Raw genomic sequence first — 25,674 nt, 5'->3', positions numbered from 1 at the left:
GGTCAACGGGTCGCGCACGTCCGTGCAGACTGACTACGGTGGGCGTACCGCGCGAGCGATCGACTCCGGCCCAGGGATCCGGTGACGGTGGCTCCGCGGTCGGAGGGGGGAACCACGCATCGTGCGAGGAGTCCCGGATCAGGGGCCTCCCGGCCCACAGCGCCCCCTCGCCGTCGCCCCGGTCGTGGATTCGGGTTCCGCACCGGGGCGACGGGCGGGCGCCCGGTCGTGTGCCGGGCGCCGCCCCCGCCGCTCAGTAGACGTCGCGGACGTACCGCTTGCCGCGGCGCATGTCGGCGAGGTACGCCTGCGCGTCGTCCTCGCCCCGACCCCGCTGGCTGGCGATGACCGTCAGGAGCGCCTGCTCGACGTCCTTCGCCATGCGTGAGGCGTCGCCGCACACGTAGAAGTGGCCGCCGTCCTCGAGCCAGGCGTACAGCTCCGGGGCGTGCTCGAGCATCCGGGTCTGCACGTAGACCTTCTCGGCCTGGTCGCGCGAGAACGCCAGGTCGAGTCGGTCCAGCACGCCCTGCTGCTGCAGCTCGGTGAGCTCGTCCTCGTAGACGAAGTCGGTGTCGCGGTGCTGGTCCCCGAAGAAGAGCCAGTTCCGCCCGGTCGCCCCGGAGACGGCGCGCTCGTGCAGGAACCCGCGGAACGGCGCGATGCCGGTGCCCGGTCCGACCATGATCATCGGTGCGCTGTCGTCCGCCGGCACGCCGAACGACGCGTTCGGCTGCAGGTAGACGTCGACCGTGCCGTCCGGGTCGACCCGGTCCGCCAGGAAGGTCGAGGCGACGCCGGCGTACATGCGGTGCGGGTCGCCGTAGCGGACGGACGCGATCGTCAGGTGGATCCGGTCCGGGTGCGCGAACGGGCTCGACGAGATCGAGTACTGCCGTGCCTGCAGCGGCCGGAGGTTCGGCAGCAGTTCGTCGAGTCCCGGCGCCGCCGGTCCCGCGTCGCGGAGCAGGTCGAGCACGTCGCGACCCCACAGCCAGCGGTCGAGCTCGTGCTTGTCGCCGTGGGAGACGACGGCGGCGAGCTCCGACGACGGGGCGCGCTGCACGAGGTCCGCGATGAGGTCCTTCGAGGGCGTCCGGATCTCGCGGTCCGTCCGGAGGACCTCGGTGATCGCGCGGCCGTCGAGCGTCTCGGACCCGTTCGCGCCGACCTGCTCGAGCAGCTCGCCGACGAACACCTCGTCGTTCGTCGGCACGACGGCGAGTGCGTCGCCCGCCGCGTACTCGATCCCGGAGTCGCCGAGGTCGAACTCGTAGTGGCGGATCTCCTTCGCGCTGCGCGGCGAGGAGAGCAGCCGGTTCTCGACCAGGGCCGACGGGTACGGGTTGCGCTTGTTCCACCGGGAACCGGGCCGGGAGGCACGGCTCGCGCCCGCCCCGCCGGTCGCGGTCGCCGACGTGGCCGGGTCGCCGGCGGGGCCGGACGCGCTCGGCTGCGCGCCGGCCTCTGCCGCGAGACGGTCGAGCACCGCGGCGGTCCACAGCGCGGCGGGGTCCTCGAAGTCCACGTCGCAGTCGACGCGGTCGTGGATGCGGGTCGCGCCGAGCTGTTCGAAGCGGGTGTCGAGGAGCTTGCCGGCCTGGCAGAACTCGTCGTAGCTCGTGTCGCCGAGCCCGAGGACGGCGTACTGCAGCCCCTCGAGCCGGGGCACGGTGGTCGCCTGGATCGCGTCCCAGAACAGGCCGGCGTTGTCGGGCAACTCGCCCTCGCCGTACGTCGAGGTCACGACGAGCACGTGCGACATCCCGGCCAGCTGCTCCGGCGTGACGGCGTCGAGCGGCGTGGTGCGGCCACCGAGGCCACGCGCCTTCGCGCCGGCGACCAGCTCGTCCGCGAGGAACTCCGCGTTGCCGGTCTGCGTGCCGAACAGCACGTCGACCGTCGTCGTCGGGGCACCACCGGCGGCCCGCTTGCCCGCGGCGGCGATCCCGGCGATGAACCCCGCGAGCCAGGACTCCTGCGCCGCGGAGAACGGGGCGTCGACCGGGATCAGCTGTCCGGTGGGAGGGAGGGTGCTCATGCCGACACCACCTCGGTCGGGGCCTGCGGCGCACGGCCGGCGATGTCCTCGAGCGCCGCGTTCGCGAGCAGCTCGTCGAAGCGCGCCGCCCGGACGCGTCCGGCGTTCTTGGCGTTCTGGTGCATGATCCACCCCGTGGTGCCCGGCATGTCCGTGCTGCGGTTGTTCCGCTGCGCGAGCGCACGCTTCGAGTCGTCGAGTCGCTTGACGGCGATGAGGGTCGCGAGCTCGTCGTCCGCGAACCGGTCGAACGTGCTGCGGAGGTACTTCACGACGCGCTGCTTGACCTGGAAGTCCTCGGTCAGGACGAGGTTCTTCACGGCCTCGGTCACGCGCGGGTCGTTCGGGCCGGCGCCCGGGACCCGCTCCTGCGCGACGTCCTGCGCGACCCCGAGCACGGTGTACGAGGACAGCAGCGAGAACATGTCGTCGCCCTGGTCGCCGAGCGCGGGGGCACGGCCGTCGAGCACGGTGCGCCGGTCGCGGTAGTCGACCTTGAACGCACGGAGCTTGTCGGTCGCCACCGAGTTCGCGAGCTCGTCGAGCAGCTCGGGGCGGGTCGCGGCGGCGAGGATCTCGTCGGCGTCCTGGGTGAGCAGGAGCGCCCGCGGCATGCCGACGTACACGTGCTGGCGGGTGGTCTCCCACTCGGCGAGCAGACGCTCGGCCAGCGCCGAGCCCGTCGCCTCGAGGTGCCACTCGAGCAGCAGGCGCGCCGCTGCCTCGTGGAACGCCCCACGCTCGGTGTCGGTGACCGGGAACACCAGGAGTGAATCGGTGCTCGCACGCTCGGTGACCTCGCCGGACGGGTCGTACTGGTACAGGAACCCGCCGGACATGCCGTTGCCGAGCCCCTTGCCGAAGGCGCCGAGGTTGAACACGGCACCGCCCGTCATGTACTCGCAGCCGAAGTCGCCGACGCCCTCGACGACCGCGGTCGCCCCGGAGTTGCGCACGGCGAACCGGTCGCCGGCCTCGCCCTCGACGAACGTGCGGCCGCCGGTCGCGCCGAACAGCGCGAAGTTGCCGACGAGGACGTTGCCGCCCTGCCCGGTGCTCCCGCCGCCGGGGGCGCGGACGATGATCCGCCCGCCGCTCTGGCTCTTGCCGACACCGTCGTTCGCGGTTCCGGTGTGCTCGAGGACGATGCCGTCGTTGTTGAACACGCCGTAGGACTGCCCGGCCGAGCCGAGCGTGCGGATCGTGACCGCGCCGTCGACGAGCCGGCGGCGGCCGCGGTCGTCCGTGGTGATCGCCGGGTGCCCGGACAGGTCGGTGTCGCGGAGCTCGTGGTTGAGCAGGCGCTCCACGTCGATGCCGAGCTGCCCGCCGACGGACTTGTCGCTGTTGCCGAGCAGGACGCCGTGCACGAGCACGTGCGCCTGCTCGTGGTCGACCAGGGCCGTGCGGACCCGCTCGAGCAGCGCGTCGTCGGTGTGGAAGTCCTTCTCGAGGTACTCCGGGTCGGTCACGACCTTCTCCGGGACCTGCGCGAGCAGGTTCCGGACGTCGAGGCGTCCGACCGACGCCGGGTGGTCGAGGAGCTGCAGCAGGTCGGTGCGGCCCCGGGCCTCGCGCAGGGAGCGCAGACCGAGGCGGGCGAGGATCTGCCGCACGTCGTGCGCGATGTTCAGCAGGTACTGCGCGAGCGCGCGGGGGTCGCCCTCGAACGCCTCGGCGTTCGTGGTGAGGCCCGCCGGGCACTTCACGTTGCAGTTCTTCGCCATCACGCAGCCGAGCATCATCAGCGCGGTGGTGCCGAACTCGAAGCTGTCACCGCCGAGGAGCGCGCTCGTGACGACGTCGCTGCCGGTCTGGTGCGCGCCGGAGCAGCGGAGCGTGACCTTCTGGCGCAGGCCGTTCGCGACGAGGGCCTGGTGGACCTCGGCGACGCCGATCTCCGCCGAGCGGCCGGCGTACTTCAGGCTCGTGACGGCCGCGGCGCCCGTGCCACCGGTGTTCCCGGCGACGTTGATGACGTCGGCACCGGCCTTGGCCACGCCGACCGCGATGGTGCCGATGCCCTCGGAGGACACGAGCTTCACGATCACCCGGACGCGGGCGGCCTTGCAGTCGTGGATGAGCTGCGCGAGGTCCTCGATCGAGTACGTGTCGTGGTGCGGGGGCGGCGAGATGAGCTCGACGCCGGGCGTGCCACCACGGGCCGCGGCGATGTCCACCGTGACCTTCGGCGCGGGCAGCTGGCCGCCCTCGCCCGGCTTCGCGCCCTGGCCGATCTTGATCTCGAGCTCCTCGAGCATCGGGTCGGCGAGGTAGCCCGCCCAGATGCCGAAGCGTCCGGAGGCGAACTGCTTGATCCGCGAGCCGCGGATCGTGCCGTAGCGGGAGTGGTGCTCGCCGCCCTCGCCGCTGTTCGACATGCCCCCGACCATGTTCGTGCCGTGCGCGACCGCCTCGTGCGCGGTCGCGACGAGCGCGCCGTGGCTCATCGCGCCGGACGCCAGGGTCCGGGTGATCTCGTGCGCCGGCTGGACCTCGTCGAGCGGGACGCTCGCCGGGGCGTGCTCGAACAGGGCGAGCAGCTCGACGGCGGAGCCGGTGGCGCGGAGCGTCACCTGGGCGTCGTCGACGGAGTCGACGTCGACCTGGCCGGGGTGCAGCAGCGCGAGGCCGTCCGCGAGGGCGGCGTGGCGCAGTGCACCCGTGGTCCCCGTCGACGTGAGCTCGAGGCGGAAGCGCGCCGTGCCTCCAGGCAGGTCCTGGTCGTCCGACGGACGCGAGCCGGAGAGCCCGCGCACCGTGACGCTGGCGTTGCCGCTGGTCGAGAAGCGGCCGAGCTCGCGGGCGAAGTCCTCGGCCGTGTCGATGCCGGTCACGTCCGCGGGCAGGGCGAGCACGTCGCGGAGCGCCGCGGGACGGCGCGAGCGCTCGTCGTGCGTGGTCTGCAGGAACGTGACGTAGCCCGGCGTGATCCGGTGCGCGTCGATCTCGGCGTCGCTCAGCCGGTCGTAGCCGGTGTTGCGGTACGCCGTGTCGGTGATGCCGAAGGCGTCGTCGAGCTGCCCGAGGGTGAGCAGCCGCAGGGCCTCGGAGTCGCCGGAGCGCTCGAACGACGGACGCTCCTCGGTCATGCCGCCGAAGCCGCGCACGCTCGCGACACCGAACGAGTGCCCGGCGCCGTCCGAACGCTCCTTGAAGAGCCCGAGCATCGGCACCTGGCCCTCGGAGGCGACCGTGCGGGCGCGCTCGTGCCAGTCCGTGGCGGCCTGGGCGATGCGGGCGAACCCGACACCGCCGACGGGGGCCTGCATGTGCGGGAAGACCCGGGCGAGCAGGTCGTCGCGGGTGTCCAGGTAGTTCGGCTCGAAGAACTCGCCGCCGATGTAGCTCTCGGCCGTGCAGAGCCCGACGCGGCCCATCGTCTTCGCGAGGGCCTTCTCCGCCGCCTTCCGGAAGCGCTTGAGCGCGAGGTCGGTCGCGGTCAGCTCACCGGCGGGTGCGGGGGCGGCGGGGTACTTCTCCTCCGCACGGAGGCGTGCGCTGAGGCTGTACACGGCCGCGGCACCGAAGCCGAGGGCCGTCGCCACGTGGTGCGACGACGGGAGCTGGCCGGACTCGGCGACCACGGACACCCGCAGCCGCAGCCCGGTCTCGATGAGTCGCTGGTTGACGGCGGCCACGGCGAGGATCACGGGCAGGGCCGCGTGCGTCGAGGACACGTTGCGGTCCGTGAGGACGGCGATCCCGCCGGTCCGCTCGGCGAACGCGGTCACGGCCTCGGCGAGCTGCTCGGTCGCGGAACGGACCGCGTCGGCGTTCGCCTGCTCGTCGCCGAGCACCGGCACGTAGAGCATCTCGAAGCGCTCGAGCGGGACGATGTCCTGCTCGCGCAGGCGCACCATGTCGAGGTGCCCGAGGATCGGGGACTGCACCACCAGCTGTCGGCTGGTCGTGCCCGTGCCGTCCGGCTTCGCCCCGAGTGCCACGCGCATCGACATGCCGTCGGCCTCGCGGATCGAGTCGAGCGGCGGGTTCGTGACCTGGGCGAAGCGCTGCGAGAAGTACTTCGCCATGCCGCCCTCGGTGTCGCTGAGCGCGTTGATGGCGTTGCCGTAGCCCATCGCCGAGATCCGCTCCGAGCCGTTCTGCAGCATCGGGTCGAGCATGAACCGGAAGCTCTCCTGGTTCAGCGAGTACGCCACGTAGCGGCCCGCGAGCGACAGGTCGCCCTCGTAGCCGAGCGTGGTCGTCGTGCGCTGGTACTCCGGCGCCGGGACGTCGTCCAGGTTGACGCGCGCCGCGTCGAGCAGGGCGCCGTAGGGCTTCCGGGCCGCGAGCATCTCGAGCACCTCGCGGGTGCGCATGAGCGTGCCGGTGCGGTGGTCGACGACGAGCATGCCGCCGGCCTCGATGCGCCCGCGGTGCACGACCTCGTCCGCGGCGAACTCGACCTGGCCGGCCTCCGACGACACCATCAGGTACTCGGCCGTCTGCACCGAGCGCAGCGGGCGGAGGCCGAGCCGGTCGAGCCGGGCACCGACGACGTCGCCGTCGCTGAAGATCACCGCTGCCGGGCCGTCGTTCTTCTCCTCGTAGAGCGAGAAGTACTCGAGCATGTCCCGGACCTCGGGTGTGAGGGTCCGGTCGTTCTCCCACGCCGGGGGCATGAGCGTCACGACGGCCTCGACGATCTCGAGGCCGTCGTCGAACACGCGGCTCTGCAGGGTCTGGTCGAGGCGGCTCGAGTCGGACTGTCCCGGCGGCCGCACGATGCTCCGGGTGCGGGCACGGGCGAGGGCCTCGTCCGACAGCCGGTTCTTGCGGTCGGTGTTGAGCTCGCCGTTGTGCGCCATGAGCCGGAACGGCTGCGCCATCGTCGGGTGCGGTTCGGTGTTCGTCGAGAAGCGCGTGTGGAAGTAGAGCGTCCGCACCGAGTGGCGCGGGTCCCGTAGGTCGGTGAAGTACCCGATGACCTCGCCGGAGTTCAGCCGGCCCTTGAGGATCTGCGTCCGGGCGCTGAGCGACAGCGGGTACAGGGCGGCGTGCTCGGCGCGGGCGGCGGCGGCCTGGCCGTACGACACCGCCTCGATCGCGAGCAGGGCGCGGTTGGCGGCGGCGTCGACCTCGTCGCGCGTCCAGGCCTCGAGGGCACGGAAGACCCACTGCACGATGGGCAGCTGGTACTGCTCGGCCTCGGGACGGGCGACGGAGTGGTCGACCGGGACGTCGCGGACGAGGAGCAGCTCGAAACCCTGCTGCTCGATGGCGTCCGTGACGGTCTGCTGGGCTGCTGCGCGCTCGTCGTCGGCGTGGGCTCCGTTGCTGCTCGGCACGAAGCAGTTGGCGACGCCGAAGTGGCCCGCGCGGAGCTCCACGCCGGTGATCGCGCTGAAGAACTCGACCGACAGGTCGATGCTCACGCCTGCGCCGTCGCCGACGCCCTCGGCGGACTTGCCGCCGCGGTGGGGGATGGCGCACAGCGCTTCGTCGCCCTTGCGGATGACGTCGTGGCTCGGCGTCCCGTCGAGTCGGGTGATGAAACCGACGCCGCAGTCGCTCGATTCGCGGGCAGGGTCGTAGAGACCGAAGGAGGAGGGGTTCACGTGTGCAGGTCCAGTGGGGCGTTGCCGGCAGCGGACGGCCAGGCTGCATCAGTGGAGCGCTCGCCGCGGGCAGACCGGTGGTGGCAGTCGGGCCCTGTGGGGTTGTGGTGCGGTGAGGCGATGCTACGGCGCGGTATACCGCCCGCGCAACACGGCGCAGCCAGGAGGCGCGGGGCGGCTCCGCGCGCGGGCGGCGGGTGGCGGGCGGCGCCGGCGGGCGGGGCGGCGCGGGCGGGCGGGTGCGGGTGCGGGGCGGCGCGGGCGGGCGGCGAGCGGCGCACGGTGCGGCTTCGTTCGGCCGGTGCGGCGCTGCCCGCTCGGTGCGGGGTTGTAGCCGCGCACGGAGCGGTCGAGCGCGCACGGGCTGGCGCGCGCCGCACGGTGCGGGTTGGTTCGGCTGGTGCGGGGTTGTTCGATGGGTGCGGCGCTGCCCGCTCGGTGCGGGGTTGTAGCCGCTCACGGAGCGGTCGAGCGCGCACGGGCTGGCGCGCGCGGCACCGTGCGAGGTTGGTGAGCCGGTGCGCCGCTGTGCGCCGGGCCCGCGCGGGCCATCGGGATCGCGGAGGCTGCACGGTGCGGGGTTGTTCGGCCGGTGCGGCACTGACCGCTCGGTGCGGGGCTGTAGCGCGGCACGGAGCGGCCGAGGCTGCACGGAGTGGCGAAGGCCGCACCGTGCGCCGGTGCGCACGGTGCGGCGAACCCCGCACGGGCCGCACGACCTCGCACGGGATCAGGCCGCGCGACGCTCCTCGACCTCGATCGGCTCGGTCGCCGCCGTGCTCGCGTCCGCCGCCGGGGTCGTTCCCGGTCGGATGATCTCCGGGCGACGCCGCGACCGGAACACCCACGCCTTGAACAGGACGAAGCGGACCAGCGTCGCGACGAGGTTCGCAGCGGTGAGCACGACGATCTCGGCACCGTGCGACGATCCCGGCGCGGCCGCGTGCAGGATCACGAGCGACCCGGAGGTGATCGCCCACGCGATGCCGAAGACGACGAGCCCCTGCACGTGGTGCCGTCCCGCCCCGGCCCGGCCTCGGACCCCGAACGTGAAGCGTCGGTTGAGCGCTGTGTTGCCGATCGCGGTCACCAGGAGCGCGAGGAAGTCGGCGGTCTGCGCGCCGATCGCCGGACGGAACAGGGCGTAGAGGGCGGCGAACGCGATCGTGGACAGCACCCCGATCGCACCGAAGCGCAGGACCTGCCCGACGATCCCGACGTGCGGCGGCGTGAAGGGGCGACGGCCGATGGCGTCGTACACCGCGGCGACCGGCACCCGGCCGGTCGCGAGCCCGCGGGACACGCGCCACATCCCCTTGAGGTCCTCGGTCGCGGTCGAGGCGATGTGCACCGACGAGTTGACGTCGTCCACCCAGTCGACCGGGACCTCGTGGATCCGGAGTCCGGCGTGCTCGGCCAGCACGAGCATCTCCGTGTCGAAGAACCACGCGTCGTCCTCGCACAGCGGCAGGACGTGTTCCGCGGCCTGGCGGGTGATCGCCTTGAACCCGCACTGCGCGTCGGAGAAGGACACCCCCATCGTCGTGCGGAGCAGCAGGTTGTACGAGCGTGAGATGAACTCGCGCTTCCCGCCGCGCACCACCCGCGACGACCCCGCCAGGCGTGTGCCGATCGCGACGTCCGAGTGCCCGGACAGCAGCGGAGCGACGAGCGGTTCCAGGGCCGCGAGGTCGGTGGAGAGGTCCTCGTCGACGTACACGAGAACCGAGGCGGGGGAAGCCGCCCACACCGCCTTGAGTGCCCGTCCTCGTCCCTTCTCGGGGAGGTGCACCGCGTGCACGTCAGGGAGCATCGCGGCGAGGTCGTCGGCGATGCGTGCGGTGTCGTCGGTCGAGGCGTTGTCCGCGATCGTGATGCGCCAGGTGTTCCGGAGCGACGTCCGGCAGAAGGTGTGCAAGCGGCGGACGTGCGCGGCGAGCGTGTCCTGCTCGTTGTAGCAGGGGACGACGATGTCGATGTCGAGGGTCTGGTTCGTCTCCGTCATACCGCACATGCTCGACAGCGGGCATACGGGGACCGCTGCAGCCTGCTGTGCCGCGTCTAAGAACGCGTTCCGCAGCCGCGCGGCGACGGCCGCGTCAGTCGGGCAGGAGGATCTGCACGACCGCGACGACGGCGAGCACGGCGATCGGGACCCCGGCGATCCAGGCACCGGCACGCACCTGGGTCCGGCGGATCGTGGCCGGGGCGTGCGACGACCGGGCGAACTCGGTGGCCGCGACGAGCTCGGGTGCGGCGGCCGGCGGCGCGGGTTCGGGCTGCGGGCGGTCGTCCTCGAAGGCGGGCACCTCGACCACGAGGTCGTCGGCGCGTGGACGGTCCGGCAGTCGTGCGAAGTCGTTCGGCATGCGGGCCCCCGTCCGGTCCACTCCAGTGTGCCAGCGGACGGCCCGGCCGTCACCCCTGGACGGTGGGAGCCCCGGGCCGCAGGACGATGCGGCCGTCACCCCTGGACGGTGAGCGCCCCCGACTGCAGGACGACCCGACCGTCCTTCGGCAGCCACACCTGGAGCCCGCCCACCTCGGCCACGGAGAACCGCGACCGCTCGGTGGCGAACAGCTGCGTGACCGCGCCCGACGGCGGGAAGCGTCGGTCGTTCCCGACCACGATCGCGACGTACGGACCCTGGTCGGCCCGGGTGGTGCCCCGCTCGGCGACGTACGGCACGAAGAGTCCCGGGGTCGCCGACACGAACAGGATCTTGCCGTCGGGCACGCGCTGCGCGTCGAGGTAGTCGCCGAGCAGCGCGATGCCCGTCGGGTGCTGGCGTGCTATGTCCTGACTGAGCCGGACGGACGGCACGACGAGCGAGAGGACGACCACCAGCGACAGCGCCGTCGCGACCGGGGCTGCCCGCCGCACCGGCACGCGCGGCAGCCGTGCCAGCCCGATCGCGGCCAGGGCGAGCAGGAACGGCATCCAGGCCGAGTAGTAGGTGGGCAGCGCGATCTTCGCGACGACCACGTAGAAGCCCACCAGCAGCGCCAGGACGACCCCGACGTAGGCGACGAGGCGGTCGGGCCGGATCCCGAGGGCCGCGACGACACCGACCGCCAGGACGACGAGCAGGAGCGCGCCCGTGCCGGCCTCCATGAAGTGCAGGTTCGCCCACCACGGCGCGAACCGGTACACGGTGCCGCCGATGGTGATCGGGTGCCCGAGGGTGTTCTGCCCCTCCTGGAAGTCGATCATGTAGCGGATCGCGGACCGGATGCCCATCGGCACGTAGGACACCAGGAACACGATCCCGAACGCCACCGCCCACATCGCACCGCCGACGAGCAGCCGACGCCAGGCACGGAACAGCACGGGCAGCAGCAGGAACGCCGGCAGCAGCACCACCGTGGACACCTTGCTCGTCACCGACAGGGCCATCAGGGCCCCGGACACCGGCGCCAGCCACCAGCGGTCGCCGCGGATCCACACCCACGCCGTCGCGACCGCGAGCACCGCGAAGGCGGTCATCACGGGGTCGAGCAGCGCGAGCCGGTCGACGCGCGGACCGGCACCGCCGCGGGGCGTCAGCCACCAGAGCGCCGCGGCGAGCAGCGCACCCCAGTACCCGAGTTCGCGTCGGAGCCACCCGTAGAGCGCGATGCCGACGCCGAAGGTGAGCAGCGCGACGAGCACCCGCGGACCGATCGGTCCCTGCCCTGCGACGAGCTGGGCGAGACCGAAGAGGTACTTCGCCGTCGGGGGGTGCTCGCGGTTGAACGAGAAGTCGCCGTGCACGTACTGCCAGCCGGCCCGGAGGTAGATGTCCTCGTCACCGGTGATGTTCGGCCCGCCGATGTTCCAGAAGCACTGGTAGAGGGCCCAGACGAGGACCACGGCCGCCACCCCTGCCCGGATGCGGAGGTCACCGGCGAGTGCGGACAGGCGTGAGGGCACCGTCCGAACCTAGTTGCTCCGGGCGGCCGGAGCGAACCCGCCCGGCCCGCCGCCCCGCCCGGTCAGTCCAGGTCAGCCGCCCCGGCCCGCCGCCCCGCCCGGTCAGTCCAGGTCAGCCGCCCCGTCCGCCGGCCCGCCCGGCAGGTCGACCGTGAACGCCGTCCGCCCCGGCTCCGACACGACCCGGACGAGCCCGTCGTGCGCGGTCACCACGGCCCGGACGATGGCGAGCCCGAGGCCGCTCGTCCCGTGCTCGCGGGACCGGGACGCCTCGCCGCGGGTGAACCGCTCGAACAGCGTCGGGAGGGCCTCGGCGGGGATGACCGGCCCGTCGTTCGCGACCACGAGCCGCGCGACCCCGCCCGACCGCTGCAGCGAGACCACCACCGTGGTGCCGGCCGGCGTGTGCGTCCGCGCGTTCGCCAGCAGGTTCGTCACGACCCGTCGCAGCTGCGTCGCGTCCCCCGAGACCACGAGCGGGTGGTCGTCCGGCACCTGCAGCGTCCAGCGGTGGTCCGGTGCGGTCGCACGCGCGTCCATGGTCGCCTCGACGACGAGCGAGGTCAGGTCGACGGGTCCCCGCACCGGCGCCGGTCCCGAGGCCAGCGCGACGGCGTCGAGGCGCGCGAGCAGGAGGAGCTCCTCGACGAGGTCGCCCATCCGCACAGCCTCCCGCCCGATGCGCTCGACGTTCCGGTGGATCGTGGGGAGGTCCGAGGTCGTCGCGGTCAGCTCCGCGTACGCCCGCACGGTCGCGATCGGGGTGCGCAGCTCGTGCGACGCGTCGGCGACGAACGTGCGCATGCCCGCCTCGGCGTCCCGCCGGACCGTCAGCGCGCGGGCGACGTGCCCGAGGAGCCGGTTGAGCGCGGTGCCGACCTGCGCGACCTCGCGGTTCGCCGCGAGGTCCCCGGCGGCCACCCGCACCGGGATGTCGGTGCCGCCGCGCTCCAGGTCGAGCCCCGTGACGTCGGAGGCCACCGCCGCGACCCGCTCGAGCGGTCGGAGCGACCGTCGGACGAGCAGCGTGAGCGCCCACGCCGCGACGAGCAGGCCGAGGACCGTCACCACCCCGATGACGAGCAGCAGGCGGCCGATCGCGGCGTCGAGGTCGCCGAGGGGCAGCGCCGTGACGAACACGTCGCCGTCGTCGCCGATCGCCTGGGCACGGTACGAGCCGAGCGCCCCGAGGTGGACCGTCACCGGGTCGCCGTCGCTGGCGATCCCGGCGAGCGTCGCCTCCTGCGCCGACGTCAGCCCGTGCTGTCGGCCGCTGCTGTCCGTGTACCCGCCGAGGACCGTCGCGCCGTCGCGACGGATCGCGACGACCGTCCCGGCGGACTGCCCGGGTGCGCCGATGAACGCGTTCTCCGGGTCCGAGCCGGAGCTGCTCGTGGGTGGCGGGGGACGGTCGCCGTCCTGCCCGCCGACGGTCCGGTTCGCCGCCGTCGCGAGTTCCGCGTCGAGTCGATCGACGAGGTACCCGCGGAACGCGACGACCGTCACCGCCCCGACGACGACGTTGGTCGCGACGAGCAGGAGGGCGACGGCCGCCACGATCCGCCACCGCAGCGACGGCACGCGTCGGGACCGTTCGGTCACGGTCGTGGTCCGGGAGGCGCGGCTCGGCCGCCGCCGTCGGCTCACGTCGTCGGCCGGAGCACGTACCCGGCCCCGCGCACGGTCTGCAGCATCGGCTCGCGTCCGGCGTCGAGCTTCTTGCGGAGGTAGGACACGTACATGTCCACGAGGTTGGACGACGTGCCGAAGTCCATGCCCCACACGTTGGCGAGCAGCTGCTCCCGCGAGAGCACGCGGTTGGCGTTCCGTGCGAGGTGTCGCAGCAGCTCGTACTCGGTCGGGGTGAGGTCGATCGGTTCGCCGGCCCGCGTGACCGTCCTGGTGTCCTCGTCGAGGTGGAGGTCGCCGACGCTCGTCCCGGCGGAGCCGGCGACCGCCGTCACCCGGGGTGAGGTGCGGGCGAGGATGCGTGCCCGGACGAGGAGCTCCTCGATGCCGAACGGCTTCGTGAGGTAGTCGTCGCCACCGCCGGTGAGTCCGGCGAGCCGGTCCTCGGGAGCGTCCCGCGCGGTGAGGAACAGCACGCGCACGTCGTCCCGGGCGTCCCGGAGCCGTTCGAGGACCTCGAAGCCGTCGATGTCCGGCAGCATCACGTCGAGCACGATCACGTCCGGCTGCGACTCGCGTGCCGCGAACAGGACGTCGCGTCCGCGGTGCACCGTCCGCACGGACCAGCCGTCGCCCTCGAACGCGAGGGCGACGGCGACCGCGAGGGCGTGCTCGTCGTCGACGACGAGGACGCGGACGGGGGACCCGTCGGTGCGCTGCAGCGGTTGGCCGGTCACGCCCGCGAGCCTATCCACCGCGCCCTCGTCGTCGGTCACTTCGTGCTGCTCAGGTCGTACACGGTCTGCCCGCCCACGGTCGTGGACGAGAAGTTCGCCGCGACCCACTCCTGGATGGCCGACGCGGTCGACGATCCGCCGCCCATGCCGCCGCCCGAACCGGAGGAGACGTAGTACCCGATGTCACCGGCGGCGACCCAGGCCTTGAACTCGGCGAGCGTGGGCGCCGGGTCGCTCGACCAACCGCCGATCGCCATCACCGCGGTGTCGGTGTCGAGCTCGAGCTGCGCGGCCGACTGCGAGCCGTTGACCGCGGCCGCCCACTTCGCGTCGGACGCCTCGAGGAGCTTCTGCAGCGCCGACGAGGTCGTCGACCCGCCACCGCCCATGCCGCTCGGGGCACCGTCGGTCGACCCCTCGGCGGTGCCGTCGGTCGTCCCGGTCGAGCCCTCGGTGGTCCCGGAGGCGCCACCGGGCGCCGTCCCGTCGGCGCCCTCCGGCGCCTCGCCGGTCATGCCCTCCGGCGGGGTCCCGCCGGGACCCTGCTGCGAGCCGTCGTCGGACGTGGAGCCGCTGCTCTCGGAACCGGAGGTCGACCCGCCTAGTCCATCCGCGCCTCCCGGCATGCCACGGGTGCCACCGCCGCCCATCCCACCGGAGCTGCTGCCGGCCGGGCCGACGCTCGGGATCGAGCCGGAGTGCGCGACGGTCGTCGTGGCGAGGGCGTAGGCGGTGGTGCCGCTGAGCCCGAACAGGGTGCCGGCGAGGACGCCGACCGTGACGAGCTTGCGGAGCGACGGGACGCTGCCGATGACCACGAGCGCTGCCGACAGCAGACCGCCGGCCAGCATCACCCAGCGGAGCCAGGGCAGCCACGTCGGGTTCTCGTTCAGCAGGCACCATCCCCAGAAGGCCGTGATGCCGATCATCGCGGCGAGGCCGAGCCGGCCGACGAACCGTTCGCGAGCGTGCCAGAGCAGGGCGCCGCCGGTGCCGACCAGTCCGGCGATCGCCGGGGCCAGTGCGACCGTGTAGTACGGGTGGATCGTGCCGGACATGTAGGAGAACACGAGTCCGGTGACGAGGAGCCAGCCGCCCCACAGGACCAGTCCGGCGCGGGCCGGGTCGGCGAGGTGACGGCGTCCGACGACGACCAGGCCGACGATCAGTGCGATGAGTGCCGCGGGCAGGAGCCACGAGATCTCGAGGCCCATCTCGGAGGAGAACAGCCGGTTCAGGCCCGTCGAGCCGCCGAAGGAGCTCCCGGCGGTGCCACCCGTCATGCCGCCGCCTCCGCCGCCGTTGCCCGAGCCGCCGAAGATCCGGCCGAGGCCGTTGTAGCCGAACACCAGGTCGAGGACGGTGTTGTTCGTCGAGCCGCCGATGTACGGGCGGGACTCGGCCGGCCAGAGCCAGACGGCGACGACCCACCAGCCGGCGGAGACCACGAGGGAGCCCGCGGCGATCAGCAGTCCGACGACGCGCCGGCCCCAGGAGGTGCGGGCGGCGAACAGGTAGACGAGGCCGAACGCCGGCAGGACGAGCAGCCCCTGCAGCATCTTCGTGAGGAACGCGAACCCGAGCGCGACGCCGGCGAGGGCGATCCACTTCCAGCTGCCCTTCGGGAGTGCCCGCACGGTGCAGTAGGCGCCGGCGGTCATCAGGAACACGAGCAGGGCGTCCGGGTTGTCGAACCGGAACATCAGGGCGGCGGCCGGGGTAGCCGCGACGACGAAGCCGGCGAGCAGGGCGCCGACGTTCGCGGTGGTGGTGCCGACGCGTGCGAGGGTGCGGCGCACCGTTCCCCACACCAGGGCGACGGAGCCGACCGCCATGAGCGCCTGGGGGAGCAGCAGGCTGAAGCTCGAGAAGCCGAGCAGTCGCGCGGACAGCACCATCACCCAGAGCGACGCCGGGGGCTTGTCCACGGTGATGAAGTTCGACGAGTCGAGGGAGCCGAAGAAGAACGCCTCCCATGACTTCGTGCCGGCCTGCACGGCGGCGGCGTAGAAGCTGTTCGCGTACCCGGAGACGCTGAGGTCCCAGAGGTACACGACCGCGGTCAGGGCCAGGAGCGCCCAGAACGCCGGCCGGAGCCAGCGGGCGTCCTCGCGTTCGCCGAGGAAGAGTCGGGCGAGGGGCTTGCGGCGCCGATCCCGCGCGTCGGTGCGCGCGGTCTCGCGTCGATCGGTCACGGGTATCGGGTACGTGGTCATGGCAGTGAGGATTCCGGGCGTTCCCCGAACGATGCACTGCGCTGGCTATGTGGGCGCTAAGGACGCATGGTGCTGGCTCGTCCGGCTCCGGTCGGCCCCCGGCCCGCACGGTGCTGGGCTGTTCGGCTCCGGGCCGCGCCCGGCCCGCACGGTGCTGGGCTGTTCGGCTCCGGTCGGCCCCGGCCAGCACGGTGCGGGGGTGTTCGGCGGGTGCGGCGCTGCCCGCTCGGTGCGGGGTTGTGGCGGGGCACGGTGCGGGCAACCTCGCACGGGGTGAGCGAACCGGCACGGTGCGGGGCGGGAAGTGTTCGGCCGCGGGACCGTCATGCCGGCCGGCACGGTGCGGGGTTGTTCGGCGGGTGCGGCGCTGCCCGCTCGGTGCGGGGTCGTAGCGGGGCACGGGGCGGGCAACCTCGCACGGGGTGAGCGAACCGGCACGGTGCGGGGCCGGGAAGTGTTCGGCCGCGGGGTCGCCTCGCCGGGCGGCACGGTGCGGGGTTGTTCGGCGGGTGCGGCGCTGCCTGCTCGGTGCGGGGTTGTAGCGGAGCACGGGGCGGGCAACCTCGCACGGGATGAGCGAACCGGCACGGTGCGGGGGCGGGAAGCTTTCGGCCGCGGGACCGTCACACCGGCCGGCACGGGGCGGGCAACCTCGCACGGGATGAGCGAACCGGCACGGTGCGCGCGAAGCACCCGCGCGCGGTCAGGCGTACCGCTCGGCGGCGCGCAGGGCCGCACCCGTGTACGAGCCCCCGAACAGGAACACGTGCAGCAGCAGCGGCGCGAGCTGGTGCAGCGCGACGCGCTCCTGCCACCCGGCGGCGAGCGGCGACTCGGCGTCGTACGCGGCGAGGACGGCCTCGAGCCGGGGGAGCCCGAACAGCCCGAGGAGCGCCAGGTCCGTCTCGGCGTGCCCGCCGTGCGCGATCGGGTCGATGAGCACCGCGCCCGTCGGTGTCGTCCCGTCGACCGGGTCCGCGTCGGTCGGCCAGAGCACGTTGCCCGCCCAGAGGTCTCCGTGCAGCCGCGCCGCACGGTCCCCGACGAGCGCCGGCTGCGGGGACCCGAGGGTGCCGTCCTGCACCCGGTCGGCGACCCGGTCGAACACCGCGGCCTGGGCGTGGTCGAACCCGCCGGCATCGACGATGCGGCGGACGAAGTCGCGGATCCGGTACTCGGCGAAGAACTCGCCCCAGGTGGCCGGTGCGTGTGCGGCGTCGACGAACGGCGTGCGGGAGCGTCCCATGCGGAGCGGCGTGCCCGTCGGCCAGCCGGGCGGCGGCGCACCCCAGTGCTCGGCGCCGGCCGCGTGCGTGTGCGCGAGGGACCGACCGAAGCGCTCGGCCTGCCGGGTGGACGGGGAGCCGTCCGGGATCAGCTCGAGGTCGAGGACCGTCGGGCGCGGTCGACCGAGCACGCGGGCGATCCGGGTGCCGCCGTCCGGTTCGGCCTCGGCGAGCCAGCCCAGGCCGGCTGCCTCGGCGGCGGCCTCGTCGGGGGAGGCGAAGGTCTTCACGTGCGTCGCGGCCATCGCCCCATCCTGCCGAAGCCGCCTCGACTCCGCCTCAGACCGCGTCGACGAGCGCCTTCGCCAGCGGGTGCCACGCCCTGGACGTCGGTCCGCTCAGCACCAGCGTCCGCGCCAGCCGCCGGGCCATCGGCACCATGACGAGGTCCGGCGGCAGCATCACCCGGCCGAGCGTCGGCACGATGGACACCCCCTCGCCCCGCTCGATCATCCCGAACATCGTGCTCATCTCGCGGACGCGGTGGGCGTACCGGAACGGCTGCCCGTCGAGCTCGTGCAGCCGCTGGATCTGGTGCTCGCACCCGCCGCCACCCGCGACCAGACCGTCCTCGTGCAGGTCGTCGAGGGTCAGTGCGGGGAGGTCGGCCAGCGGATGGTCCCGCCGGACCACGGCGGCCATCTCGTCCTCGGCGACGACCACGCCTCCTGGCGGCAGCGGGGACGGGTCGACGAGCACGGCGGCGTCGACCGTCCCGGCCTCGAGCCATTCGGGCATCTCGTCGTCGTCGCCCTCGTAGACCTGCACGTCGACGTCCGGCAGCGTCACCGCCCACAGCTCGCGGAGCCGCGGCAGCAGGCCCTGGCACACCGTGGGGACGGCGGCGAGGCGCACGGTGCCGCGCGCCGTGGCGGGCCGGACCACCTCCTCCAGGGCCTCGACGGAGGCGAGCACGCTGCGGGCGTGTGCCAGCAGCCGGTCGCCGAGCGGAGTCGTGACCGCGGCCGCACCGCGCCGGACCACCGGACCACCGACCTCGCGCTCCAGCCCTGCGACGGCGTGCGAGACGGCCGACTGCCCGACGCCGAGGGCGGCGGCCGCGCCCGTGAACGATCCGGCGTCGACGGTGGCGACGAACGCGCGCAGCTGGGGGAACGAGACGGTCATGCGTCTTCCTCATCCGGTCATGAGCGCCATGCGTTTGCCGCATGCGCCGTGGATGTCGACACTAGGCCACATGAACGCCGTCCTCTACCTGCTCGTGGCACTGACCTGGGGGTCGAGCTTCCTCTTCGCGAAGATCGGGCTCGACGGCCTCGCGCCGCAGCAGGTCGCGACGGTGCGCACCGTCCTCGGCGCGCTCACGCTCGTCGCGGTCCTCGTCGCCACCCGCAGCCGGTGGCCGCGCGAGCCACGGGTCTGGGGGCACCTGCTCGTCGTCTCCGTGTTCCTCAACGCCGTCCCGTCGTCGCTCATGGCGTGGGCGGAGCAGACCGTGCCGTCCGGACTCGCGAGCATCTACAACGCGACGACGCCCATCATGACGCTGGCGGCGCTCGCCGTGCTCGTGCCGTCCGAGCGGCTCCGCGGCCGTCAGGTCGCCGGCATCGTGCTGGGGATCGTCGGCATCCTCGTGCTGGTCGGGCCGTGGAACGTCATCGGCGACCCGGAGGTCCTCGCGAGTGTGCCCGGGCAGGTCGCGCTGCTCGGGATGACCGCCTGCTACGGCATCGGCCTCGCCTACCTGCGACGGGTGGCGGTCGGCAGCGCGTACGACCCGGTCACGCTCGCGACGGTGCAGCTCACGCTCGCCTCCGGGCTGCTCCTGCTGGTCGCGCCCGTCATCGCCACCGGTCCGGTACGGCTGGACTGGAGGATCGTGGGCGCGATGGTCGCGCTCGGTTGCGTCGGCACGGGGCTGGCCTACGCGTGGAACACCCGGCTGGTGCAGGCGTGGGGAGCGGGTCGCGCCTCGACGGTCACCTACCTGACGCCGGTCGTCGGAGTGGTGCTCGGCGTGCTCGTCCTCGGGGAGCACGTGCGGTGGAACGAACCGGTCGGCGGCCTCGTGGTGCTGTTCGGCATCGCGCTGGCCTCCGGCGTGGTCGGTCGACGTCGGCGAGCCGCGCGGACCCCGGACCGCGCCGCCGCCTGAACGGGGGCAGGGTCCACGGCGGACGGCCGCCGTAGGATCGGGCCACGCACTCGCCGACGAGACGGAGCACGGTCATGACCGCCACCCACCACACCAGCGCGACCGCCTCGGTGGCAGCGATCCTCTCCGAGTCCGCCTCGCGGTACCCGGACGACGTCGCCGTGATCGTCGGCGACCGGCACACCACGTACGCCGAGCTCTGGAGCCAGACGCTCGCCTACGCCGGGGCACTCCGGGCCCGCGGCGTCGGCGCCGGCGACCGGGTCGCGATGCTCGTCCCGAACGTCGAGGACTTCCCCCGCGTCTACTACGCGACCCTCGCGCTCGGCGCCGTGGCCGTCCCCGTGCACGCGCTCCTGAAGCGCCGCGAGATCGAGTACGTCCTGCGCGACAGCGGCGCGAGCCTGCTGGTCTGCGCCGCACCGCTCATCGGCGAGGGGGCGGCCGGGGCCGAGCTCGCCGGCGTCGAGGTGCTGACCGTGCTCGCGCCGCCGCCCTCCGACGAGCAGCCCGGCACCGGCCACGACCGGCTCGAAGCGCTCGCCCAGCAGGCGGAACCCCTCGACACCTACGTCCCGCGGCACCCGTTCGACACCGCGACGATCCTGTACACGAGCGGCACCACCGGCAAGCCCAAGGGCGCCGAGGGGTCGCACTTCTCGCTGCTCGAGCAGGTCAACACGAACCTGATGACGACGTTCGACATGCACCGCGGCGACGTCCTCCTCGGGGCACTCCCGCTCTTCCACACCTTCGGGCAGACCTGCACGATGAACACCGGCTTCCGCGTCGGCGCGACGATCGTGATGCTGCCGAAGTTCGACGGGGACACCGCGCTCGCCGCGATGGTCGAGCACGGGTGCGGCGTCTTCATGGGCGTCCCGACGATGTACATGGCGCTCCTCGACGCCGCCACCCGCTCCGACGACCGCCCGGCGCTGCGGTACGCGATCTCCGGCGGTGCCTCGCTGCCCCTCGCGGTCCTCGAGCGCTTCCAGGACGTCTACGACGCGCCGATCCACGAGGGCTACGGCCTCACCGAGACCTCGCCGGTGGCGACGTTCAACCACGTCGGGACGCCGCCGCGCCCCGGCACGATCGGCACCCCGGTGTGGGGCGTCGACGTCGAGATCGCCGACCCGGAGCAGCACGACGCGATCGTCATGCTGCCGCACGGCGAGATCGGCGAGCTCGTGATCCGCGGGCACAACCTCATGAACGGCTACCTCGACCGTCCGGAGGACACCGCCGAGGCGATCGTCGACGGGTGGTTCCGCACGGGCGACCTCGGCACGAAGGACGACGACGGGTACCTCACGATCGTCGACCGGACGAAGGACATGATCATCCGGAACGGCTACAACGTGTACCCGCGGCAGGTGGAGGAGGTCCTCGCCACCCACCCCGACGTCACGATGGCCGCGGTGTTCGGCGTGCCGCACGAGCTGCACGGGCAGGAGGTCGAGGCCGCCGTGGTGCTCCGCGCCGGTGCGACCGCGACGCCCGAGGAGCTGATCGAGTTCGTCGCGGCCGAGATCGCCGCGTACAAGTACCCCCGGGCCGTGCACGTGCTCGACGCGCTGCCCCTGGGCCCGAGCGGGAAGATCCTCAAGCGGGAGCTCGTCGAGCGGTTCGGCACCGAGGTCCGGACGGGGTCCTGACGGCGGCCGTGCGTACCCTGGCCACGTGAGCGACACCGGCAGGGCCTCGACCGCACGCCTGCTGTTCGCCTCGTCGCACCCGGGGCCGACCGTCACCGTGACCGTCCTCGCGACGGTGATCGCCGTCGCGGTCGGCCACGCCTGGTGGACCGTGCTCCTCGTCGCGCTGACGGTCGTCGCCGGGCAGCTCTCGATCGGGCTCGCCAACGACTGGATCGACGCCGACCGTGACCGGGCGGTGGGCCGGTCGGACAAGCCCGTGGCCCAGGGACTGATCGCCGTCGGCACGGTCCGGCGGGCGGCGTTCGGCACCGCCCTGGCGTCGGTCGTGCTGTCGCTCGTGCTCGGGCCGGTCGCCGCGGTGGCGCACCTCGTCCTGGTGGCCGCGGGGTGGGCGTACGACGCCGGGCTGAAGCGCACGGTGTGGTCCGTCGTGCCGTTCGTCGTCGCGTTCGGGCTGCTGCCGGTCGTCGCCGTCGCCGCCGGCCCGCACGGATCGTGGCCGGCGTGGTGGGCGATCGCGACCGGCGCGGTGTTCGGGGTGGCGATCCACTGCACGAACGTGCTGCCCGACCTCGTCGACGACGCGGCGACGGGGGTCCGCGGGTTCCCGCACCGCCTCGGGCTGCGGGGCGCCGGCGTGGTGGCGTTCGGGTCGCTCGTCGTCGCGGCGCTGCTCGTCGTCGGCGGTCAGGTGCTCGGCGACGACCCGGTCCGGGGCCCCGGGGTGGTGCTCGCGGTCCTCGGGACGGTCGTGGTGGTCGTGCTGGCGGCTGTGGGGGTCCGGCTCGTGCTGGCGGGACGGGCGTCGAGGATCCTGTTCCGGCTCGTCATCACGTCGTCCCTCGTGCTCGTCGTCGAGCTCGGACTCGCCGGCGCCCGCCTCGTCGCCTGACCGACGACCGACCCGTCACGCCCGCGCGTTCCGACCCACGCGACCCGACCCGCGCGACCCGACCCGCGCGACCCCCCGCGCGACCCGACCCGCGCGACCCGACCCGCGCGACCCCCCGCGCGACCCCCCGCGCGACCCCCCGCGCGACCCCCCGCGCGACCCCCCGCGCGACCCGTCACGCCCACCGCATCGCGTAGACCCCGGCCAGCCCGTCGGCGGACGGCAGGGACAGGACCGTCCGGAGCAACGCCTCCCGTCCGACCGCCCCCACCCTGCCGAGCGGACGGCCGAACGGACGTCCGAGCGCCATGTTCACCTCCGCCTGCCGCGCCGCCCGTCGCGCCACGGCCTGCCGGCGCCGCGCGTACTCCGGCCACGGTCCCGCGCTGCCGGTGCGGACCCCCTCGGCGAGGAGCGGCGCGAGCGCGGCCGCGTCGAGCCAACCGAGGTTCATGCCCTGCCCGCCGATCGGACTGATCTCGTGCGCGGCGTCCCCGACGAGGACGACGCGTCCGACGCCGACGCGTTCCGCATGGCGGCGGCGGACGCCGAACCCGCTGAGCATGCTGCAGGAGCCCGGGTCCGGCCGGACACCGGTGCGGCCCGCCACGATCGCGGCCAGGGCCGTCGCGTCGGGTGCGGGGTCGTCCGACGGCGTCAGGAGCGCGACGTACCGCCGTCGGTCCCCGGGGAGCGGGAACGACTCGACCACACCGGCGGGTCCGACGTCGACGAGGGCCGAAGTCCGCGCCGCTGACCGCTCGACGTCAGCGAAGTCGCCCATCGCGTAGCGGTCCGGGTAGTCCCGTCCGGTCGTGCTGATGCCGAGCAGGTCCCGCACGGCGCTCCGGGCGCCGTCCGCCCCGACGACGAACCGGGCGCGGACGGCCACGCTCCCGCGGGCGTCGGTCCCGACGGCGTCGACGTGGTCCGCGTGCCGTTCGAGCGTGGCGAGCGCGGTGCCGGTCCGGAGCGCGTCCGGTGCGGCGGCGGCGAGGGCGTCCCGCAGCAGGGCCTCGGTGCGGTGCTGGTCGAGCGTCGCGACGTACGGGTGCGTGGTCGACGCCCGGTCGAAGGTCAGGGTGCCGAGCGTCCGGCCGCGGCTCCGGGCGACGCCCTGTCGGACGCGCACCGCCTCCCGCAGCACCGGTGCGTCCAGCCCGATCGCGGCGAAGGCGTCGAGCGAGGGCGGGTGGATGCCGATCGCGCGGGAGCCCGTCGGTGCCCCGCTGCGGCGTTCCCACACGGCGACCTCGACCCCACGCGCCGCGAGGAGGGCCGCCACGAAGAGGCCGACGGGCCCACCGCCGACGACGAGGACGTCGACGCGCTCCGTGGTCACGGCGTCGAGCCTACGGACGGTGGGCGGGGCGCTCGCCCAGGCGAGCCGGACACGCGCCGCTCGGTCGACGCCCCGAGGTCATCCGCTCGACCGAAGCGGGCGGAGCGCTCGCTCCGCGATGCTGGTGTCGTGCCCTTCACCGTCAGTCACGCGGTCGTCGCCCTGGCAGCGCGACGCACCCCGTTGCCCGTCGCGGCCGTCGCCGTCGGCGCGATGGCACCCGATGCCGTCCTGTTCGCGCCGTTCCTGCCGCCGTACGTGGTGGCGCACTCGTGGGTGGGCGTGGTGACGATCGACCTGCTCGTGGCGCTCGTCGTCCTCGCGGCCTGGTGGTGCCTGGTGCGACCGGCGTGGGCGGACGCGGTGCCGGGCGTGCGCGAGCGCGTCCCGCAGGCCTGGTCGCACCGACCACCGCGGCCGGAGCGACCGGTCCGCCGGCTGCTCACGGTCGTCGTCGCCTGCGTCGTCGGGAGCGTGACGCACGTGGTCTGGGACGCGTTCTCGCACCAGGCGGGCTGGGCGGTGCAGGCGATTCCCTTTCTCCGCGAGGGGCCCGTGGGCTACCCGGTCTGGGCGGGCGTGCAGGACGCATCGAGCGTGCTCGGACTGGCCGGGCTCGTGGTCGCCGCCGTGGTCTGGTGGCGACGGAGTACGCCGCGGGTGCTGCCGCCGCTCGGCGGGTCGGAGCGGACGGTCGTGGTGGTCGCCGGCGTCGTCGTGGCCGTGGCGGCGCTCGGGCTCGCCGGTCGGGCGTTCCTCGGCGGCGGCGGTGTCGCTGGGGTGGTCACGGAGCTGGCGTTCCGGCTGCCGGTGGTCGTCGCGTTGGTGCTCGTGCTCGGGGCGGTCGGCCTGCTGGTCGTGCGTCGCCGTCGCGTCGGTTGACGCCGGGGCGGGAGGCGCGGTGCGGGTGGGCCCGCGGGTGTCGCGTCCGGCAGACCGTGGGTCGGGAGGCGCGGTGCGGGCCGGCCCGCGGGTGTCGCGTCCGGCAGACCGTGGGTCGGGAGGCGCGGTGCGGGGCCGACCCGCGCCTCCAGGCCGTCAGACGGTCGCGTCCGCCGTCTCGCGCGCGGACCGGTCGGCCGCGACGAGGCGACGCGCCTCGCGGAGTCGCTTCCGCAGCCGTTCGACCGGCACCTCGACCGCGTAGGCCGCGCCCACCGCCACGAGCAGCGCCACCGCGACGAGCCACACCGTGCCCCACGGGCCGATCGCGAACGTACCGAGCAGCGCGATGACGAGCGGGTGCCACAGGTACGCCGAGTACGACACCCGGCGACCGAACCACGAGACCGGCGTCCACGCGAGCGCCGCCGACAGGGGCGAGCGAACGGACACCAGGCCGCCGATGAGCAGCGCCGAGATGAGCCCGGTCACCGGCAGGACGACACCGAACGACCATGCGTGCTGGGTCCAGTCGCCGTCGATCCAGAACTGCACCGCCGCGAGGAGCCCGATGCCGAGCCAGGTGCCGACGTGCCCGGCGAGCCCGGCCGCCCAGGTCCGGACGCGCTCGTCGTCGAGGAGCAGCGCGAGCAGGCAGCCCGTCGCCAGCGGCACGACGCCGAGCACGGGCGAGAAGTAGACGTCCGGGGTCGCACCGCTGTTCGGCGTGCGGTAGCTCAGCCACGATGCCGCGGCGGCCCCGACGATCACGACGCCGAGCCCCGTCATGAGCCAGCGGCGACGCGCGCGCAGTGCGAAGAGGAGCACGAGGACGGGCGGCCAGACGAGGTAGAACTGCTCCTCCATCGACAGGCTCCACGTGTGCGCGAAGACGCCCTGCGTGGTGTCCCAGTACGAGCGGAAGAGGTTGCCGGTGTAGCTCAGTGCGATGAAGGCGGCCTCGCCGGGGGAGAACGAGGCGCCCTTGTAGTCGCCGACCCAGTTCCAGAGGAGCAGTCCGACGCCCACGAGGGCCAGGAGCGCGGGGTACAGGCGCAGGAGGCGCTTCGTCCAGAACGAGCCGAGCCGGATGCGTCCGGTGCGCCGGTGCTCGCCGAGCAGGAGCGTCGAGATGAGGAACCCGGACAGCACGAAGAACACCGTCACGCCGATGAAGCCGCCCTCGAACTGCGGCACGTGCAGGTGGTACAGGATGACGATGAGGATCGCGACCGTCCGGAGTCCGTCGAGCGCCGGGGCCCGGTTGGTCAGCGGCGGCGGGGGTGTCGGTCGTGCGTGCCTGCCGTCGGTGTCGGCCGGTGCGGATGTCGTGCGGGTCCGCTCCGGCGAGGTCGTGGTGATGGCCACGGACGCCTCCTGCGCGATCTGGTC

At 73.7% G+C, this 25,674-nt stretch carries 16 protein-coding genes; 4 read left to right on the top strand and 12 right to left on the bottom strand.

What is annotated here, in order from left to right; all coding sequences use genetic code 11:
• Window positions 1–253 precede the first annotated feature (253 nt).
• The 10 genes from ACIQUC_RS13425 to ACIQUC_RS13380 all read right to left on the bottom strand — a co-directional run bounded on the left by ACIQUC_RS13425 (window position 254) and on the right by ACIQUC_RS13380 (window position 18,514).
• Window positions 254–2,041: a sulfite reductase subunit alpha gene (locus ACIQUC_RS13425; protein WP_402267750.1), complete on the bottom strand. Its 1,788-nt coding sequence runs from the start codon at window positions 2,039–2,041 to the stop codon at window positions 254–256.
• A complete protein-coding gene (locus ACIQUC_RS13420; protein ID WP_402267747.1) occupies window positions 2,038–7,605 on the bottom strand; it encodes a glutamate synthase-related protein in 5,568 nt (1,855 codons plus the stop codon). The genes ACIQUC_RS13425 and ACIQUC_RS13420 overlap by 4 nt, the downstream gene beginning before the upstream one ends.
• A 730-nt stretch (window positions 7,606–8,335) precedes the next feature.
• Window positions 8,336–9,619, bottom strand: a complete 1,284-nt coding sequence (locus ACIQUC_RS13415) for a glycosyltransferase (protein WP_402267744.1) — start codon at window positions 9,617–9,619, stop codon at window positions 8,336–8,338.
• Window positions 9,620–9,704: 85 nt separating this feature from the next.
• Complete coding sequence (locus tag ACIQUC_RS13410; protein WP_022905355.1) at window positions 9,705–9,974, bottom strand: hypothetical protein; 270 nt, start codon at window positions 9,972–9,974, stop codon at window positions 9,705–9,707.
• A gap of 95 nt (window positions 9,975–10,069) precedes the next feature.
• Entirely contained in the window at window positions 10,070–11,518 is a 1,449-nt protein-coding gene (locus ACIQUC_RS13405; protein ID WP_402267740.1) for an ArnT family glycosyltransferase, read from the bottom strand.
• A 102-nt stretch (window positions 11,519–11,620) separates the two neighbouring features.
• A complete protein-coding gene (locus ACIQUC_RS13400; protein ID WP_402267737.1) occupies window positions 11,621–13,120 on the bottom strand; it encodes a sensor histidine kinase in 1,500 nt (499 codons plus the stop codon).
• A gap of 41 nt (window positions 13,121–13,161) precedes the next feature.
• Entirely contained in the window at window positions 13,162–13,884 is a 723-nt protein-coding gene (locus ACIQUC_RS13395) for a response regulator transcription factor (RefSeq protein ID WP_402267734.1), read from the bottom strand.
• 35 nt (window positions 13,885–13,919) lie between these two features.
• A complete protein-coding gene (locus ACIQUC_RS13390) occupies window positions 13,920–16,100 on the bottom strand; it encodes an ArnT family glycosyltransferase (RefSeq protein WP_402267731.1) in 2,181 nt (726 codons plus the stop codon).
• 703 nt (window positions 16,101–16,803) lie between these two features.
• The gene (locus tag ACIQUC_RS13385) at window positions 16,804–17,631 is read right to left on the bottom strand and encodes a fructosamine kinase family protein (RefSeq protein ID WP_402267728.1); all 828 of its coding nucleotides are present in this window, start codon (window positions 17,629–17,631) and stop codon (window positions 16,804–16,806) included.
• A gap of 34 nt (window positions 17,632–17,665) precedes the next feature.
• Complete coding sequence (locus ACIQUC_RS13380) at window positions 17,666–18,514, bottom strand: LysR family transcriptional regulator (protein WP_022905900.1); 849 nt, start codon at window positions 18,512–18,514, stop codon at window positions 17,666–17,668.
• Window positions 18,515–18,584: 70 nt separating this feature from the next.
• Here ACIQUC_RS13380 and ACIQUC_RS13375 point away from each other — a divergent pair, with 70 nt between their 5' ends.
• The 3 genes from ACIQUC_RS13375 (at window position 18,585) to ACIQUC_RS13365 (ending at window position 22,058) form a co-directional block, all read left to right on the top strand.
• Window positions 18,585–19,502: a DMT family transporter gene (locus ACIQUC_RS13375; protein ID WP_402267725.1), complete on the top strand. Its 918-nt coding sequence runs from the start codon at window positions 18,585–18,587 to the stop codon at window positions 19,500–19,502.
• 74 nt (window positions 19,503–19,576) lie between these two features.
• Window positions 19,577–21,163: a long-chain fatty acid--CoA ligase gene (locus ACIQUC_RS13370; protein ID WP_402267722.1), complete on the top strand. Its 1,587-nt coding sequence runs from the start codon at window positions 19,577–19,579 to the stop codon at window positions 21,161–21,163.
• A 25-nt stretch (window positions 21,164–21,188) separates the two neighbouring features.
• Window positions 21,189–22,058 carry a UbiA family prenyltransferase gene (locus ACIQUC_RS13365; RefSeq protein WP_402267720.1) on the top strand — a complete coding sequence of 290 codons (870 nt, stop codon included), beginning with the start codon at window positions 21,189–21,191 and terminating at the stop codon, window positions 22,056–22,058.
• A gap of 175 nt (window positions 22,059–22,233) precedes the next feature.
• Here the strand turns inward: ACIQUC_RS13365 and ACIQUC_RS13360 are convergent, their stop codons facing one another.
• On the bottom strand, window positions 22,234–23,400 hold the full coding sequence (locus ACIQUC_RS13360; RefSeq protein ID WP_402267717.1) for an FAD-dependent oxidoreductase: 1,167 nt from the start codon (window positions 23,398–23,400) through the stop codon (window positions 22,234–22,236).
• A gap of 129 nt (window positions 23,401–23,529) precedes the next feature.
• On the opposite strand from ACIQUC_RS13360, the gene ACIQUC_RS13355 reads away from it, so the two are divergent.
• Window positions 23,530–24,282: a DUF4184 family protein gene (locus ACIQUC_RS13355; protein WP_402267715.1), complete on the top strand. Its 753-nt coding sequence runs from the start codon at window positions 23,530–23,532 to the stop codon at window positions 24,280–24,282.
• A 156-nt stretch (window positions 24,283–24,438) separates the two neighbouring features.
• On the opposite strand, the gene ACIQUC_RS13350 is transcribed toward ACIQUC_RS13355, so the two are convergent.
• Window positions 24,439–25,650: an acyltransferase family protein gene (locus ACIQUC_RS13350; protein WP_402267712.1), complete on the bottom strand. Its 1,212-nt coding sequence runs from the start codon at window positions 25,648–25,650 to the stop codon at window positions 24,439–24,441.
• Window positions 25,651–25,674 lie beyond the last annotated feature (24 nt).

The sequence above is a fragment of the Curtobacterium sp. NPDC098951 genome (genome assembly GCF_044759965.1).
GTDB lineage: Bacteria > Actinomycetota > Actinomycetes > Actinomycetales > Microbacteriaceae > Curtobacterium.
The sequence above is the reverse complement of the archived record's forward strand: the minus strand, read 5'-3'. Positions and strand labels throughout refer to the sequence as shown.

What these genes read in the sequence shown, in the direction of transcription:
- ACIQUC_RS13415 (WP_402267744.1), bottom strand. Translation starts at nt 9,619, where the DNA reads ATGTGCGGTATGACGGAGACGAACCAGACCCTCGACATCGACATCGTC.
- ACIQUC_RS13385 (WP_402267728.1), bottom strand. Translation starts at nt 17,631, where the DNA reads ATGGCCGCGACGCACGTGAAGACCTTCGCCTCCCCCGACGAGGCCGCC.
- ACIQUC_RS13390 (WP_402267731.1), bottom strand. Translation starts at nt 16,100, where the DNA reads ATGACCACGTACCCGATACCCGTGACCGATCGACGCGAGACCGCGCGC.
- ACIQUC_RS13380 (WP_022905900.1), bottom strand. Translation starts at nt 18,514, where the DNA reads ATGACCGTCTCGTTCCCCCAGCTGCGCGCGTTCGTCGCCACCGTCGAC.
- ACIQUC_RS13425 (WP_402267750.1), bottom strand. Translation starts at nt 2,041, where the DNA reads ATGAGCACCCTCCCTCCCACCGGACAGCTGATCCCGGTCGACGCCCCG.
- ACIQUC_RS13375 (WP_402267725.1), top strand. Translation starts at nt 18,585, where the DNA reads ATGAACGCCGTCCTCTACCTGCTCGTGGCACTGACCTGGGGGTCGAGC.
- ACIQUC_RS13410 (WP_022905355.1), bottom strand. Translation starts at nt 9,974, where the DNA reads ATGCCGAACGACTTCGCACGACTGCCGGACCGTCCACGCGCCGACGAC.
- ACIQUC_RS13370 (WP_402267722.1), top strand. Translation starts at nt 19,577, where the DNA reads ATGACCGCCACCCACCACACCAGCGCGACCGCCTCGGTGGCAGCGATC.